Source organism: Pseudoxanthomonas suwonensis 11-1, assembly GCF_000185965.1.
GTDB lineage: Bacteria > Pseudomonadota > Gammaproteobacteria > Xanthomonadales > Xanthomonadaceae > Pseudoxanthomonas > Pseudoxanthomonas suwonensis_A.
In genome coordinates this window covers 592052-607946 of sequence record NC_014924.1, presented here as the reverse complement: position 1 = coordinate 607946, position 15895 = coordinate 592052, and the positions used below count along the sequence as shown (strand labels likewise).

General features: G+C 71.7%; 17 protein-coding genes. 2 read left to right on the top strand and 15 right to left on the bottom strand.

Annotation, left to right across the window (positions count from 1 at the left end):
* Positions 1-19 precede the first annotated feature (19 nt).
* Together apaG and PSESU_RS02740 are read left to right on the top strand one after the other, a co-directional pair.
* Positions 20-409 carry a Co2+/Mg2+ efflux protein ApaG gene (apaG, locus tag PSESU_RS02745; protein WP_013534239.1) on the top strand — a complete coding sequence of 130 codons (390 nt, stop codon included), beginning with the start codon at positions 20-22 and terminating at the stop codon, positions 407-409.
* Positions 410-419: 10 nt separating this feature from the next.
* Positions 420-1271: a symmetrical bis(5'-nucleosyl)-tetraphosphatase gene (locus PSESU_RS02740; protein ID WP_013534238.1), complete on the top strand. Its 852-nt coding sequence runs from the start codon at positions 420-422 to the stop codon at positions 1269-1271.
* A 10-nt stretch (positions 1272-1281) separates the two neighbouring features.
* Here PSESU_RS02740 and PSESU_RS02735 read toward each other — a convergent pair whose 3' ends face one another.
* From PSESU_RS02735 to PSESU_RS02665, 15 genes are all read right to left on the bottom strand, one after another.
* The gene (locus PSESU_RS02735) at positions 1282-1776 is read right to left on the bottom strand and encodes a dihydrofolate reductase (RefSeq protein ID WP_013534237.1); all 495 of its coding nucleotides are present in this window, start codon (positions 1774-1776) and stop codon (positions 1282-1284) included.
* 1 nt (position 1777) lies between these two features.
* Complete coding sequence (locus PSESU_RS02730; protein WP_013534236.1) at positions 1778-2572, bottom strand: thymidylate synthase; 795 nt, start codon at positions 2570-2572, stop codon at positions 1778-1780.
* Complete coding sequence (lgt, locus tag PSESU_RS02725) at positions 2569-3456, bottom strand: prolipoprotein diacylglyceryl transferase (protein WP_013534235.1); 888 nt, start codon at positions 3454-3456, stop codon at positions 2569-2571. Before lgt ends, PSESU_RS02730 begins: the two co-directional genes overlap by 4 nt.
* A 76-nt stretch (positions 3457-3532) precedes the next feature.
* The gene (locus PSESU_RS02720; RefSeq protein ID WP_013534234.1) at positions 3533-4282 is read right to left on the bottom strand and encodes a TerC family protein; all 750 of its coding nucleotides are present in this window, start codon (positions 4280-4282) and stop codon (positions 3533-3535) included.
* Positions 4283-4307: 25 nt separating this feature from the next.
* On the bottom strand, positions 4308-4688 hold the full coding sequence (locus PSESU_RS02715) for a diacylglycerol kinase (RefSeq protein WP_013534233.1): 381 nt from the start codon (positions 4686-4688) through the stop codon (positions 4308-4310).
* Positions 4689-4879: 191 nt separating this feature from the next.
* Complete coding sequence (gene tsaB, locus PSESU_RS02710) at positions 4880-5584, bottom strand: tRNA (adenosine(37)-N6)-threonylcarbamoyltransferase complex dimerization subunit type 1 TsaB (RefSeq protein WP_013534232.1); 705 nt, start codon at positions 5582-5584, stop codon at positions 4880-4882.
* A gap of 62 nt (positions 5585-5646) precedes the next feature.
* Entirely contained in the window at positions 5647-7692 is a 2046-nt protein-coding gene (locus tag PSESU_RS02705; protein ID WP_013534231.1) for an ATP-dependent DNA helicase, read from the bottom strand.
* A gap of 61 nt (positions 7693-7753) precedes the next feature.
* Entirely contained in the window at positions 7754-8275 is a 522-nt protein-coding gene (locus tag PSESU_RS02700; protein WP_013534230.1) for a hypothetical protein, read from the bottom strand.
* A 7-nt stretch (positions 8276-8282) separates the two neighbouring features.
* Positions 8283-10730 (bottom strand): penicillin-binding protein 1B, encoded by a 2448-nt coding sequence (mrcB, locus tag PSESU_RS02695; protein WP_013534229.1) that lies wholly within the window; start codon positions 10728-10730, stop codon positions 8283-8285.
* A gap of 87 nt (positions 10731-10817) precedes the next feature.
* Positions 10818-11750, bottom strand: coding sequence for a glycosyltransferase family 2 protein (locus PSESU_RS02690; protein WP_013534228.1), 933 nt, complete (start codon positions 11748-11750; stop codon positions 10818-10820).
* On the bottom strand, positions 11740-12726 hold the full coding sequence (locus PSESU_RS02685; RefSeq protein ID WP_013534227.1) for a glycosyltransferase family 2 protein: 987 nt from the start codon (positions 12724-12726) through the stop codon (positions 11740-11742). Before PSESU_RS02685 ends, PSESU_RS02690 begins: the two co-directional genes overlap by 11 nt.
* A 2-nt stretch (positions 12727-12728) precedes the next feature.
* Positions 12729-13580: an NAD-dependent epimerase/dehydratase family protein gene (locus PSESU_RS02680; RefSeq protein WP_013534226.1), complete on the bottom strand. Its 852-nt coding sequence runs from the start codon at positions 13578-13580 to the stop codon at positions 12729-12731.
* 169 nt (positions 13581-13749) lie between these two features.
* Positions 13750-14049, bottom strand: coding sequence for a DNA-directed RNA polymerase subunit omega (rpoZ, locus tag PSESU_RS02675; RefSeq protein WP_013534225.1), 300 nt, complete (start codon positions 14047-14049; stop codon positions 13750-13752).
* 144 nt (positions 14050-14193) lie between these two features.
* On the bottom strand, positions 14194-14814 hold the full coding sequence (gmk, locus tag PSESU_RS02670; protein ID WP_013534224.1) for a guanylate kinase: 621 nt from the start codon (positions 14812-14814) through the stop codon (positions 14194-14196).
* A 142-nt stretch (positions 14815-14956) separates the two neighbouring features.
* The gene (locus PSESU_RS02665; RefSeq protein WP_013534223.1) at positions 14957-15820 is read right to left on the bottom strand and encodes a YicC/YloC family endoribonuclease; all 864 of its coding nucleotides are present in this window, start codon (positions 15818-15820) and stop codon (positions 14957-14959) included.
* Positions 15821-15895 lie beyond the last annotated feature (75 nt).

Below are 15895 nucleotides of genomic sequence, written 5' to 3'. Positions count from 1 at the left end.
GTTCGCTTACACTGTCGCCATGTCCCGCTCCTGCTCCACGCCATACGCGATCGAGGTCGAAGTCGACCCGCGGTTCCTGGAAGACCAGTCCGAACCCGAGGCCGACCGCTACGTGTTCGCCTACACCATCCGGATCCGCAACCGCGGCAGCGTTGCAGCGCAGCTGCTCGCGCGCCACTGGGTCATCACCGATGGCCACGGCCGGACCGAGGAAGTGCACGGCGAAGGCGTGGTCGGCGAGCAGCCATGGCTGGAACCGGGCGAGGACTTCGAATACACCTCCGGCGTGGTGCTGGAGACCGGGGACGGCTCGATGCAGGGCAGCTACGACATGGTGGCCGCCGATGGCACCCGCTTCGATGCGCCGATCGCCCCGTTCCTGCTGACCACCCCACGGACCCTGCACTGAGGCCGATGCGATGACCACCTGGGCCATCGGCGACCTGCAGGGTTGCTACGACGCCACCCAGCGACTGCTGGAGAAGATCCGGTTCGACCCGGCCAGCGACCGCCTCTGGTTCTGCGGCGACCTGGTGAACCGCGGCGGCCAGTCGCTGGAGACCCTGCGCCTGGTGCATTCGCTGCGCGAACACAGCGAGGTGGTGCTGGGCAACCACGACCTGTCGCTGCTGGCCATCGGCGAGCGCCCACTGGCCGAGAAGCGCAAGGTCAACCCGGACCTGCAGCGGGTGGTGCTGGCCGAGGACGCCGACGAGCTGCTGGGCTGGCTGCGCCGGCAGAAGCTGGTGCACGTGGACCGCGAACTGGGCTGGCTGATGGTGCATGCCGGCCTGGCCCCGCAGTGGACCACCGAGGTCGCCGAGCAGCTGGCCAACGAGGTCCAGCGCCAGCTGCGCGGGGACGGCTACCGCGGCCTGCTGCGCAACATGTACGGCGACAAGCCCAACTGGTCGCCCGGCCTGCGCGGCCAGGACCGCTGGCGCGCGATCATCAACTGGTTCACCCGTGCCCGCTACTGCACCCCGCGCGGGCGCATCGCCATCGACGAGAAGGGCCCGCCCGGCACCCAGGCCCCCGGCCTGTACCCGTGGTTCGAGGCCCCGGGCCATGCCCAGCGCGACCTCAACATCGTGTTCGGGCACTGGTCCACCGTCGGCCTGACCATCGCCCGCAACGTCTACGCGATCGATACCGGCGCGGTCTGGGGCGGCAAGCTCACCGCGCTGCGCCTGGACGGCGACGGGCTGTGCGTGCAGCAGGTCCCCGGGCGCGACGTGTCCGGCATCCCGCCGCACCTGCGCAAGGACTGAGGCGCGCCGCTCAGCGGCGGCGGTAGTCGACGAACTCGAAGGCGTGGGCGTGGCGCGCGTCGGCCGGATGCGGCTCGCGCGCGACCTCCTCCCATTGCCCCGCATCCCATCCCGGGAAGAAGGTGTCCGCGTCCGCCACCTCGGTATCGACCAGGGTCAGGTGCAGGTCGGTGGCCAGTGGAAGGGCCAGCGCGTAGATCTCGCCGCCGCCGATCACGCTGAGGGTGGTGACGCCCTGCGCGCGCGCCAGTTCCAGCGCCTGCTCCAGCGAGGCCACCGCCTGCATGCCCTCGAACGGCACCGCGCCGCTGCGGGTCAGGACCAGGTTGGTCCGGCCCGGCAGCGCGCGGCCCAGCGATTCGGCGGTGCGCCGGCCCATCAGCACCGGGGTGCCCAGGGTCAGGGCCTTGAAGCGCCTGAGGTCGTCCGGCAGCCGCCATGGCAGCTCGTTGCCGCGCCCGATGGCGCGGTTGCGGTCCATCGCCACCACCAGGGCGACCCGCATCTCAGACCGCCACCGGGGCCTTGATCGCCGGCGCAGGGTCGTAGCCCTCGATGGCGATGTCCTCGTAGCGGAAGTCGAACAGGTCGCGCACCTCGGGATTGAGCTGCAGCTTCGGCAGCGCCCGCGGCTCGCGCGACAGCTGCTCGCGCGCCTGCTCGAAGTGGTTCGAGTACAGGTGGGCGTCGCCCAGGGTGTGGACGAAATCGCCCACCCCAAGCCCGGTGGCCTGCGCCACCATGTGGGTCAGCAGCGCGTAGCTGGCGATGTTGAACGGCACGCCGAGGAAGATGTCGCCGCTGCGCTGGTACAGCTGGCAGCTCAGGCGGCCATCGGCCACGTAGAACTGGAACAGGGTGTGGCAGGGCATCAGCGCCATCTTCGGCAGGTCGGCCACGTTCCAGGCGCTGACCAGCAGCCGGCGCGAGTCCGGGTTGCGCTTGATCTCCTCCACCACCCAGCGGATCTGGTCGATCTCGCTGCCGTCGCTGCCGGTCCAGCGGCGCCACTGCTTGCCGTAGACCGGGCCCAGCTCGCCCTGCCCGTCGGCCCATTCGTCCCAGATGCTGACCTTGTTCTCCTTGAGATAGGCGATGTTGGTCTCGCCCTTCAGGAACCACAGCAGCTCGTGGATGATCGAGCGCAGGTGCAGCTTCTTGGTGGTGACCAGGGGGAAGCCCTGGCGCAGGTCGAAGCGCATCTGCCAGCCGAACACGCTGCGGGTGCCGGTGCCGGTGCGGTCGGGCTTGTCGGTGCCATGTCCCAGGACATGGGCCAGCAGCTCGAGGTATTGCTTCACGCCTTGCCTCCATCAGCGGGGATCACCGGCTGCAGCACCGGTGCACCGTGCGAACGCCACAGCAGGAACAGGCCCAGCAGCACCAGCGGCAGGCTCAGCACCTGGCCCATGGTCAGCCAGCCGAAAGCCAGGTAGCCGATCTGGGCGTCGGGCATGCGCACGAACTCGACCAGAAAGCGGAAGCAGCCGTACAGCAGGGCGAACATGCCCGCCACCGCGTAGCGCGGGCGCGGCCGGCTGGAGAACCACCACAACGCGCAGAACATCACCAGGCCCTCGAGGAAGGCCTGGTACAGCTGCGAGGGATGGCGCGCGAACCCGTCGAGCATGCCGGCATCGAACAGCGCCTGCAGCGTGGCCGGCTCCAGGCCCTGGTACTGCGCCGGCAGGCCGCTCGGGAACACCACGCCCCAGTTGCCGCCGGTGTACTTGCCCCAGAGCTCGCCGCCGATGTAGTTGCCGATGCGGCCGAACCCCAGCCCCAGCGGCACCACCGGGGCGACGAAATCCATGGTGTCGAAGAAGTGCAGGCCCTGGCGGCGCGACCACAGCCAGCAGGCGACGAGTACGCCGATCAGGCCGCCGTGGAAGCTCATGCCGCCGTCCCACACCCGCACCACCATCAGCGGGTCGGCCAGGGCGTCGCCCAGCGCGTAGAACAGCACGTAGCCCAGGCGCCCGCCCAGGACCACTCCCAGCATCCCGTAGAACAGCAGGTCCGAGTAGCCGTTGGCGTCCACGCCGGGCAGGCGGCCGGCGCGGATCCGGCGCTGGCCCAGCCACCAGGCGCTGGCGAAGGCCAGCAGGTACATCAGCCCGTACCAGTGGATCTTCAGCGGGCCGAGGCTCAGGGCGATGGGGTCGATCTGGTGCAGGACGATCATGTGGCCACGCGCTGGGAACAGGTTCGGACTGTATTACAGGGAAGGCGCGTCCGCCGGGCGGGGACGCGCCGCCGGCTCAGAACTCGCCCGCGCCCGGGACCTGCTTGGCGCGCGCCACGCGGCGCATCAGCAGGTTCAGGACCTCGACCATCACCGAGAACGCCATGGCGAAGTAGATGTACGGCTTGGGCACGTGCACGTCGAAGCCATCCAGCACCAGCACCGCGCCGATCAGCAGGATGAAGGCCAGCGCCAGCATCTTGATGGTCGGGTTGGCGTCGATGAAGTTGCCCAGCGGGTTGGCCGCCAGCAGCATGATCGCCACCGCCACCAGCACCGCCACCACCATCACCGGGATATGGTCGGCGATGCCCACCGCGGTGATCACCGAGTCCAGCGAGAACACGATGTCGATCACCGCGATCTGGGCGATCACCACCCAGAACACCTGCGAGGCCTTGGTGGTGCGCGGGTCGTCGTCGTGGCCGCCGCTGATCAGCTCGCGGATTTCCATGACGCCCTTCACCAGCAGGAAGGCGCCGCCGACGATCAGGATCAGGTCGCGCACCGAGATGCCCATGCCGCCGATATGGAACAGCTCGGTGTGCATGCGCGCCAGGAAGGCCAGCGAGACCAGCAGGCAGATGCGGGTGATGCAGGCCACCGCGATGCCGAACTTGCGGGCGAAGGCGCGCTTCTCCGCCGGCAGCCGGCCGACCGCGATCGAGATGAACACCAGGTTGTCGATGCCCAGCACGATCTCCAGTGCGCTGAGGGTTACCAGGGTCAGCCAGACGTTCGGGTCGGCCAGGAATTCGAAGCTCATCGGGGGATTTCCAGTCGTAACGGGTTCAAAGCAGGCGCGGGCCCAGGACCAGGGCCCAGCACGCCAGCACGTTCATCATCAGCACGAAGACCGCGGCCGAGCCCATGTCCTTGGCCCGTCCCGCCAGCACGTGGGGCTCGGGGCCGTAGCGCTCGATCACGGCCTCGATCGCCGAGTTCAGCAGCTCGGCCGCCAGCACCAGCAGCATCGAGCCGACCAGCAGCGCACGCTCCACGCCGTCCTGTCCCAGCCACAGCGCCACCGGCGCCAGGACCACGAACAGGTAGACCTCCAGCCGGAACGAGGACTCGTGGCGCCAGGCGGCGGCCAGACCCTGCAGGGACCACTGCGCGGCGCTCAGCACCCGGCGCGGACCGCGCGGAAGGTGGCCGGTGACGTCAGCCACGGCGGCTCCCTGCGGGGGCGTGCCGGCGCGGCGGCGATGTAAGCCGGCCGGGGGGCCGGGCCCGGAACTGGGGCGTCATCAGGCGGTATCGGGCCAACGGAACGGGGATTTTGCCACATCCCCCCGCATGGCCGCCCCCGCGGCCCACGGCATGCAGGCCCGTGGACGCGTCCGATCGTGGCCCGGCAGGCCTACTTGCGGGCGCGCAGCGCCTGCTGCTCGACCAGGGTCAGGGCGACGTTGTCGCGCAGGTAGGCCGGTTCGACCCGCTCGGCCGGCACCGCTTCGCCGGCCTCGAACGCCGCCGCGGCCAGTCGTGCCAGCACGCCGGCACGCGGCAGCGCGCTGGCGTCGATCGCGTCCATGCCCGCGGACAGGCGCTGAGCCAGCAGGCCGTCGGCGGCGGCGAAGCCGGTACCCACGCCCTGCCAGGGGCCGTCGGCGGCCGGCAGCTGCACCGCATCCGGCGCCAGCACCTGCTCGCGGTCCAGCGCGACCAGGCGCCCGCCAATGCGCTGGTACGCACCGACGTACACCTCGCCCATGCGCGCATCGATCGCGGCCAGGATCCGGTCGGGGCCATCGGCCGGCGCACCGGCGGCCAGCACCTCCAGGGTCGAGACCGGCACCAGGGGCCGGTCCAGTCCCAGCGCGATGCCCTGGGCCAGGGCGATGGCCAGGCGCACGCCGGTGAACGCACCGGGGCCACGGCCCACGGCGATCGCATCCAGCTGCGAGCGCGCGATGCCCGCCTGCTGCAGCAGCCCTTGCGCCCACGGCAGCGAAAGCTCGGCGTGGCGGCGCGGCGCCAGCTCGAACCGTTCGTGGACCTGCCCGTCCAGGTAAAGCGCGACCGACAGGGCCTCGGTGGCGGTTTCGAAAGCGAGCAGTTTCATCGGTGCGGTCTTCGTGGGGAACGTGGATGCGGGAATGGCGCGATGCAGGGTAACGCCGCGGCTCAGCCGGCGGTGACGGCGTCGGACGTGGCGAAGAACGCCTGCACGTCCTCGATCCGGCGGGTCAGGGCGAAGCGCGGCAGCGACTGCATGAACACCCGGCCGTAGGGCTTGTTGGTGATGCGCGGATCGCACAGCACCAGCACGCCGCGGTCGGATTCGGTGCGGATCAGCCGGCCCACGCCCTGCTTGAGCGCGATCACCGCCTGCGGCAGCTGCTCGTCGCGGAACGGGTTGCCGCCGCGGCGGCGCACCGCTTCCAGCCGCGCCTCGAACACCGGGTCGTCCGGCGCGGCGAACGGCAGCTTGTCGATCACCACCACGCTCAGCGCATCACCGGCCACGTCCACGCCTTCGCGGAAGGTGGCCGAGCCCAGCAGCACGCCATTGCCGGATTCGCGGAAGCGGCGCAGCAGCTCGGCCTTGGGCGACTGGCCCTGCACGAACAGCGGCCACGGCCCGCCTTCCAGCGCGGCGGCGGCCTCGCGCAGCGCGCGATGCGAGGCGAACAGCAGGAACGCGCGGCCACCGGAAGCCTCCAGCACCGGGCGCACCGCATCGATCATGGCCCGGGTGAAATCACGGCTGTTGGGCTCGGGCAGGTTGCGCGGCAGGTAGCACAGGGCCTGGCGCTGCCAGTCGAACGGACTGGGTTCGAGCAGGGTTTCCGGGTCGAACAGGCCCAGCTTGCGGCCAACATGGGTGAAGCCTCCGCCCACCGCCAGGGTGGCCGAGGTGAAGATCCACGCCGCCTGCGAACGCTCGCGGTGCTGGCGCAGCGGCGCGGACACGTCCAGCGGCGTGCGCTGGCAGCGGAAGCCGCGCGCGCTCAGTTCGTACCAGTAGACCTCGCCGCCACGCGCGGCCGCCGCGGCCAGGGCTTCGGCATTGGCGCCCTCGCCTTCGCCCGCCATCGCCTCGACCAGCGATTCCTGCTCGGCCGGTTCGGCGAAGGCATCGGAGGCGGCATCGCCGTCGCGCCAGCGCTCCAGCCGCTCGACCAGGTCGCGGGCGCGTGCCACGCAGGCCTCGAATCCGGGCGAGGTCTGGGCCAGCGGTTCCATCGTCTGCTCCAGCGCGGACAGCGCATCGGCCACCACGTCGAAGCCGTCGGCCACCGCCGGCAGGGTCAGGGCGCGGTAGCGGGTGCCGCGCGGCGGCAGCGCTTCCATCGCCGCGCGCAGTTCGCGCAGGGCCTGCTCGACGCTACGGACCGGGCCCTGGACCACGGCGGTGGCGCCGGTGGTCTGCTTGCACTCGGCCAGGCAGTCGCGGGCCAGCTCCTGGATCTGGCGCATGCCGAAGCCTTCGCCGAAGAAGCTGGCCGCCAGTTCGGGCAGCTGGTGCGCCTCGTCGATCACGAAGGCCTGGGCACCGGGCAGGATCTCGCCGAAGCCTTCCTGCTTGAGCGCCAGGTCGGCCAGCAGCAGGTGGTGGTTGACCACCACGATGTCCGCGGCCTGGGCGCGCTGGCGCGCCTGGACCACGAAGCATTCCTCCCAGAACGGGCAGTCGGTGCCGAGGCAGTTGTCGACCGTGGAGGTGACCAGCGGCAGCAGCGGCGAGTCGTCCGCCAGCGATTCCATCTCGGCCATGTCGCCGGCGCGGGTGCGCCCGGCCCAGGCGACGATGCGCTGGAACTGGCTGGCCTGCTCCGGGCTGGCGAAGCGGCCGTCGCCCCTGGCCTGTTCCAGCCGGTAGCGGCACAGGTAGTTGGCGCGGCCCTTGAGCAGGGCGCTGCGGATGCCCTTGCCCAGGGCGTCGCGTACCCGCGGCAGGTCGCGGTGGTAGAGCTGGTCCTGCAGCGCGCGGGTGCCGGTGCTGACGATGGTCTTCAGCCCCGACAGCAGCGCCGGCACCAGGTAGGCGTAGGTCTTGCCGGTGCCGGTGCCGGCCTCGGCCAGCAGCACCTCGCGCTGCTCGATCGCCTCGGCGACCGCGGCGGTCAGGCGCTGCTGCGCCGGGCGCGCGACGAAGCCGTCCAGGCGCGATGCGAGCGCGCCTCCGTCGCTGAGCGCCTCGCGGCTGGCCTGGGCTAGGAGTGACATGGCGGGATACGGGTGCGCGGATGCGGCACGGCCGGCGGCGGGACCGCCACGGCCTGCGCCATCAGAACCGCTGCAGGCCCGGGACGGTGCAGGTGGCGAGCTGGGCCCTGGCCGAGGCGGCGTCGTCCGCCTGCCCGCGCGCCAGCCGCGACTGCTCGATGGTGGCCCAGTGGCGGCGGCACAGCGGCCCGACCCGCGAGCCGAGGTCGTAGGCGCGGCGCGCCAGGGTCTCGGCGCGGTCGTACTGGGCCTGCAGCAGGGCGACCTCGGCCCGGTCCTGGAGCAGCGCCGGGTCGTCCGGGACGATCAGCAGGGCCTGGTTGAGGGCATCCGCGGCGGCCTCGGCCTGGCCGGCGGCCAGCGCCGCGGTGGCGCGCTCGCGCAGGTCCTCGACCTGCGGATCGCGCAGTGGCTGCACGTTGAGTTCGGTGTCGTCGATCCCGGCAGCCGCCTGCACCGCGGCCAGGCGCTCGGCCGGGCCGACCTCCGGCACCACGAGAGCCGGGGGCGCGGTGACGGTATTGCAGGCAGCCAGAAGCAGGCACGCCAGCGGCGCGGCCAGGAAACGGGGGGAGGCGTTCATGCCGCCATTATGGACCAGTCGGCTGCGGGCCCGCCGGCTGGGCGGGCGGCGCGGGCGGCGCAGGCTCGGCGGAGCGGCGCCCGCCACCGAACAGGCGGCGCCAGAACCCGGGCTGCTGCTCCCCGGCCCCGGCCTGGTCCCCGGCCTCGTCCACCGGGTCGGGCAGGTAGGCCGGCGCGCACGGCGCGTAGTCCGGCACCGCGCTGGCCACGAACGGGAAACGGCGGGCACCCGGGCAGTCGGCATCGGTGACGTACGAACCCTCGGCCTGGACCCACTTCCAGTCCAGCCCCTTGCCGTCGACCTTCAGCGGCGAGCTGGGCAGGCGCGAGAACAGCCCCGACCACACCCGCATCGCGCCGGTGGCACCGTACAGGCCGGTCTGCTGGTTCTGGTCGTTGCCCACCCACACCACCGCCAGGTGGTCGCCGGTGTAGCCGGCGAACCAGCTGTCGCGGCCGTCGTTGCTGGTGCCGGTCTTGCCGGCCGGGGCGAGCCGGCCCAGGCCGTCGCGGTGCAGCTGGCGCGCGGTGCCTTCGTTGACCACTTCCTGCAGGCCCAGGGTGACCAGCTTGGCGGCGATCGAATCGCCCTCCTGGGCCGGCGCCGGGGCGGTGTCGTAGCGCTTGAGCAGCTTGCCCTGCGGGTCGAGCACGCCGCGCACCGCGCGCAGCGGCTGCACCTCCCCGCCGGAGGCGAGGAACTGGTACAGCTGCGCCATCGCGTACGGGCTCTGGTCGGTGGAGCCGAGGATCAGCGAGGGGTTGGGCCCGGCCTCGATTCCCGACAGCACCTTCAGCAGCTGGGCCAGGCGGTCGGGACCGACCTGCATGCCCACCCGCACCGTGGCCTGGTTGTAGGACATGGCCAGCGCATCGATCAGGCGCACCGTGCCGTGGCTGCGGTTGTCCGAGTTGCCCGGCGACCAGCGCCTGCCGCGGCTGAGCTCGACCGTGACCGGGGTGTCCTCGACGAAGCTGGCCAGCGAGAAGCGCTGCGGCTGGGCCAGCGCCAGCAGGTACACGAAGGGCTTGAGCAGCGAGCCCACCGGGCGCTGCGCCTCGACCGCGCGGTTGAAACCGTGGTTGGCCGCGTCGCGGCCACCGACCACCGCCAGCACGTCGCCGCCGTGCACGTCGGTGACCACCACCGCGGCCTCCAGCGGCGGGCGCTTGCCGGTCTGCAGCGATTCCAGGGTGCGGGTGACCGCGCCCTCGGCATAGGCCTGGGCGGAAGGCGACATGCCGGTGAGCACGGTCAGGCCGGCGCCCTGCAGGCTGGTTTCCGGGTAGTCGCTGCCCAGCTGGCGGCGCACCAGGTCGATGTAGCCCGGGAAGCGGTTGGCGGCGGCCACGCCAGGTCGGCTGGTGATGCCCAGCGGTGCCTTGCGCGCGCGCTCGTACTCGGCGTCCCCGATCAGGCCGGTGGCATGCATCATCGACAGTGCGACGTTGCGCCGTTCCAGCGCGCGCTCCGGATGCTTGCGCGGGTCGTAGTACGAGGGACCCTTCACCAGGCCGATCAGCAGCGCGGTCTGCTCGACGGTGAGGTCGTCCAGGTCGCGGCCGAACCAGAACTCCGCGCCCGATGCCACGCCGTGGATGGCCTGGCCGCCGCGCTGGCCCAGGTAGACCTGGTTGAGGTAGGTCTCCAGGATCGTGCGCTTGTCGTAGCGTGCCTCGAGGATCAGCGCGTACAGGCCCTCGTTGATCTTGCGGGTCCAGGTCTGCTCCTTGCCGATCCCGAGCAGGCCGCTGCGTGCCAGCTGCTGGGTCAGGGTGGAGGCGCCCTGCTTCTTCTCGCCGGCGCGGATGTTGACCAGGATCGCGCGCAGCGTGCCGGAGACGTCGATGCCGTGGTGGCGGGCGAAGTCGCGGTCTTCCACGGCCTGCAGGCCGGTGGTCAGCAGCTCGGGGACCTCCTCGATCCGCACCAGCCGCCGCTCTTCCTGGCGCTGGCCGTAGAGGGTGGCGATGCGCGCCGGATCCAGGCGCGCGGCCTTGATCGCCTTGCCGGTGCCGGCGTCGTGCAGGCGCGTGACCTTGCCGCCGGACAGCCCGACCTCGATCCGCCGCGCCGGCACCTGGCCGTCGATGTCGGTGTAGCCACGGCTGGAGATGGTGAAGCGCGCGCCCTCGACATGGTAGCTGCCCTGGCGCCGGCCCTCGCCGTCCTCCTGGTAGCCGGCGGCGTCGAGCTCTGTGCGCAGGGTGCGCTCGTCCAGCGGCATGCCCGGGTGCAGCTGCAGCGGGCGCGCGTAGACGCGGGTCGGGATCTGCCACTGCAGCGCGCCGAAGCGCTCGGTCACCTGGCTGTTGAGGTGGACCACGTACGGGACCAGGAAGCCGGCCGCCAGGGCGACGGCCGCGAGCACCGCGGTCAGCAGGTGGCGGCGCCAGGCCGGGCTGGCGCCCTTCTCCTGGCTGTCGTTGTCATCGTGTCTGCGGCGTGGCACGTGGGGTACGGGCGTGGGAATGGCCGGAGTCTAGCAGCGCCCATCCAGGGCCGGGATGCACGCGCCCCTCACGCCTTTGGGCCACGTTCAACCGGGCATCGGGCCATCGCGGCCGGCGATGCCATGGGCGATCCCGCGCAGCATGGCACGCAGGTTGGCCAGGCGCGGGCTCACGAACAGGCCCATGCCCGCCAGCTTCAGCAGCAGCCGCGGCACGTCCTGCGCCACCCAGGTGCGCGGTACATGCGCACGCCGGTACAGCAGCACGCGGTTGCGCATCATGTAGTACAGCCGCACCGGGCCATGGATCTGCACCGGATTGCGCAGCCCCGGCACCGGGCGCAGGCGGTCGCCGATGCGATGGCACATGCCGGCATCGCATACGCCGTACAGCGCATGGCCGCGACTGCGCGCGCGGAACGACCATTCCAGGTCGACGTTGTCGATGAACAGCCCGGCGTCCATGCCGCCGATCCGCTCCAGCACGTCCAGTGGCAGCAGCGAACCGGAGGTGATCAGGAAGTCGCACTCGATGCACTGCCCCGGCGCCCCGTGCAGCTTGCGGTTGAGCGGGAAGCCGATGCGCACGAACGGCGCCGCGCTGCCATCGCGCGCGTCATGGAATGCCGGCCCGACGGCGGCGACAGGGCGCTCGCGGCGCAGCCGCGCCAGCGCGTCGTGCAGGGTGGCGACCATGGCCGGGTCGGCCACGCTGTCCTGGTCCAGCAGCAGCAGGTGGCGGAAGCCGCCGGCACGCGCACGCTGCCAGGCCTGGTTGATCGCCGCGCCAAGACCGACGTTGGCCGGCGAGCGCAGCACCTCGAACCGCCCGCGCGCTTCGGCTTGTCCCAACCACGCCGTGTACTGCGGATCCGCCGTGGCATTGTCGAATACCAGCAGGCGCCCGACCTGCGGCAGCACCGCGTCGATCGCCTCTTCCAGCAACGGCAGTTCCGGCCGGTAGGTGACGACCACCGCGTACACGTCCTGGCGGCGCAGCGCGGCGGATTCAGCCGTCATCGCGACCTCCCGCCGGACCGGCCAGGTCCAGCAGCGCACCGCGCAGGCCGGTGCCGAAGCGCGCATAGCCGCCGGCGCGCAGTTCGCCGAGCACCGGCACGATGCGCTGCCAGCGCGCCCGCGGCAGGCTGGTGCGCACGCGGTCATGGCGCAGGCGCTCGCGCAACAGTGCGCGCGCTTCGGCAGGCGGCTGCAAACCGCCGGTCTCGACCCGCCGGGCCAGCGCGCGCATCTTCGCCGCCATCGCCTCGCGGTAGGCCCGCCGCGCGCCAGCATGGGCGCGTTCACCCAGGCTGCGCTCCCGCGCGCCGAGCTGGTTGCCACCGTGCTGCCGGTAATCGATGGTGGCCTCCTCCAGCGTGTCCACCCGGCCGACCAGGGCGGCAACCGCCGCCAGCCATTCGTCGTGGACCCAGCCTTCGGCGACCGGCAACGCCTGCGCCAGCAGGCCGCGGCGCAGGGCCATGGTCGCGCCGGTGACGATGTTGCGCCTGAGCAGCACCTCGACCGCGCGGCCGGCATGCATCGCGCCCAGCTCGCCGGCGGTCACCCCCAGTACCTCGAACAGGCGCCGTCCGAGCGGCTCGCCCGCGGCATCGACCAGGCGCGCGTCGGTATGCAGCAGCAGGAGACCGGCATCGCGTGCGAAGGCCTGCACGCACAGCTCGATACGCCGTGGATGCCAGGCATCGTCCTGGTCGCAGGGAAACAACAGCTCGCCGCCGGCCGCCTGCAGGGCCTGGCCGAAATTGGGCACGTAGCCGAGGTTGGCGGCATTGCGCTGCAGCCGCACCTCGATCCCGCGGGCCCTGGCGCGCGCGGCGAACGCCTGCAGCCGCTCCCAGGTGCCATCGCTGGAGGCGTCGTCGCAGGCCACGATCTCGTCGGGCAGGCGCGACTGGGCAAGCAGGCTGTCCAGCTGCGCGTCGAGGAAGCGCTCGCCGTTGTACGTGCACAGCGCTACCGATACGCGCACGCTCAGCCCTCCCCGCCCAGGCCCCACATCGAGGCATCGACCCGGAACGGGCGCGGGGTGATGCCCAGCGCCTCGGTGAATTCGCTGTTGTCGACGACCAGGTCGGCATCCAGCCGCGACACCGGGCCGCGGGTGGCCGGCAGCAGCGCCGCCACCAGGCGCATCAGCGGCCGGCCAAGGTGCACCGGCACGGTCGCGAACGGCAGGCTGTCGCGCACCCGGGCGAACATCTCCGCCGCCGGCAGGCGCTCGCCGCCGCCCATGCACAGGGTGCGGCCGACAGCGACGTCGGACTGCAGGCAGGCCATCACCGCCTGGGCGATGTCATCGGCATGCACCGGCTGGCGCAGGCCACGCCCCGCAGGCAGCGGGAACAGGCGGGTGCGCGCGGCGCGGCGCGCGATCGGGGTCAGGCTCTGGTCCAGGCCGGCGCCGTAAATCAGGCTCGGGCGCAGCAGGGTCCAGCTCATGCCCAGGCGCTGGCATTGCGCCGCGATCCCGGCCTCGCCATTGGCCAGGCGCGCGAGCAGCTCGCGTTCCGCGGGAACCTGCGAATCACGCTTGGAGGCCAGGCTCATGGAACTGGTGGCGACCACCCGCGGCGCGGGTGCAGCCTGCAGCCCGGACAGCCACTGCCCCAGGCCATCCAGCGGCCCGAAGCTCACCACCGCGTCGAGCGGCGGCAGCCCGGGCACGGCATCCGGCAGCTGCCCCTGCAGCCAGCGCACGCCGGCGACCTGGCGCCGCGCCTGCGCCTGGCGGCTGAGCGCGAGCACTTCCTGGCCGGCGGCCACGAGGCGCGGCAGCATGAAGTGGCCGATCTGGCTGGTGGCGCCGATAACAAGGACGGGCATGGCGGCTGCGGTCTGGTGGGCTGGGGCCGGCGCGGCGGCGTCGGACTATAGCGTGCAGCCCCGGCGGCCAGTCCGCCCGCGCATGAACGGCACGCAGCTGGCGCGCGCCCGGAAACGCAAACGGCCCGCACGAGGCGGGCCGTCGGGTACAGCGCTCAGGCGGACTGGATCAGTCGTCGCCCTTGGACAGGTCGTCGTCGGCCACGACCTCGGCGGCGGCCCACTCCAGCGCCTCGCGCTCGGCGCGCTCGCGCTCGGCCTTCTCGACCTCGTCGATCAGGGCGTTGTCGACGGTACGGGCGGCGATCTCGCGCAGCGCCAGCACGGTCGGCTTGTCGTCGCCGTCCTCGTTCTCGATGGTGGCCGGAACGCCATTGGCCAGCTGGCGGGCGCGCTTGGCGGCCATCATGACCAGTTCGAAGCGGTTATCGACCACTTCCAGGCAATCTTCGACGGTGATACGGGCCATAGGGTTTCCAGGCGACTGCGGTCGCCGCTCAAGTCAGGGGAAATGGAGCGGGAGTGTACCCGCCAGGTGCCCGCCGGGGCAAGGGCCGGCGGGGCTTCTTCCTTTGTGCTCAGTGACTTGCGTTCAGCCGGCGGGCCCGCCGGCTCAGCCGTGCTGGTCCAGCAGGCCGCGGATCAGGCCGGCATGGCGCTGCTGCTGCTGGCCGCGGCGCAGGCGGCTGGCGACGAAGATCGCGCACATCTCGTCCACCGCGGTCTCGAACACCTCGTTGACGATGACGTAGTCGAACTCACCGTAGTGCGACATCTCCTCGCGCGCGGCGGCCATGCGCTGGGCGATGACCTCGTCGCTGTCCTGGCCGCGCTTGCGCATGCGCTGCTCCAGCGCCTCGCGCGACGGCGGCAGGATGAACACGCTCACCGCGTCCGGCACCTTGGCCCGCACCTGGGCCGCGCCCTGCCAGTCGATCTCCAGCAGCACGTCGTGGCCGGCGGCCAGTTGCGGCTCCACCGACTGCCGCGCCGTGCCCTTCCAGTCGCCGTGCACGCGGGCGTACTCGAAGAAGTCGCCGGCCGCGATCATCCGCTGGAACTCCTCCGCGGAGACGAAGTGGTAGTGCTCGGCATGCCGCTCCCCCGGACGCGGCCCGCGCGAGGTGAACGAGACCGACAGGCGGATCGACGTGTCGCGCGAGAGCACCGCGTTGACGATGCTCGACTTCCCCGCCCCCGACGGCGCCGCCACGATGAAAAGGGTGCCCCTCATCGGGGCGTGATTGGTGATTGGTGATTCGTGATTGGTCACAGCACCACCCTCCCACAGCAATCCCGCTTCAGCCGTTGCCTTTTCGAATCACTAATCACGAATCACCAATCCCGGCTTTTCCACGAATCCCCAATCCCGGCGCTTACTCAATGTTCTGGACCTGCTCGCGGATCTGGTCGATCAGCACCTTCAGCTCCACCGCGGCCGCCGAGGTCCGCGCATCGACCGACTTGGACCCCAGGGTATTGGCCTCGCGGTTGAACTCCTGCAGCAGGAAATCGAGCCGGCGGCCCACGGCCTGGCCCTTCTGCGCCAGGATGCGGCGGATCTCGGTGATGTGGCTGGTGAGCCGGTCCAGCTCCTCGTCCACGTCCAGCTTCTGCAGCCACAGCACCAGTTCCTGCTCGGCGCGGCCCGGATCGACCGGGTGCGGCAGGTCGGCCAGGCGCGCGGCCAGCTTGGCGCGCTGGCCTTCGCGGATGTCCGGCACCAGTACGCGCACCTCGCCGGCGATCCGCTCGACCGCGTCCACCCGCTCGCGGATCGCACCGGCCAGCGACGCGCCTTCACGCTCGCGCGCGGCGATGAACTCGTCCAGCACCTGGTCCAGCAGCTCCAGCGCCTGCGCCTGCAGCGCCTCGCCGTCGGCGACCGGGGTCTGCAGCACGCCGGGCAGCTGCAACAGGTCGGTGAACTGCACCTGCAGGCTGGGGAACTGCGCGTCCAGGCGCCGGGCCAGCTCGCCGAGCTGGCCGAGCAGGGCCTCGTTGACCGTGAGGCTGGACGCGGCCTCGGGCGCGCGCAGGCGCATCACCAGGTCCAGCTTGCCGCGCTGCACCCGCGCGGCGACGCGTTCGCGCAGCAGCGGCTCCAGCGTGCGCAGCTCTTCGGCAAGGCGCAGGCCGGTCTCGAGGAAGCGGTGGTTGACCGAGCGCAGTTCGCAGGAAAGCGCGCCCCAGGGAGTGCCGCGTTCGCCGCTGGCGAAGGCGGTCATGCTGCGGATCATGTGGGAATCCGTCTGTGACAGGGAGCGAATGTTAATCTAGCCGGCCCGCCGCGGCACCCTGCCGCCTTCGCCGGC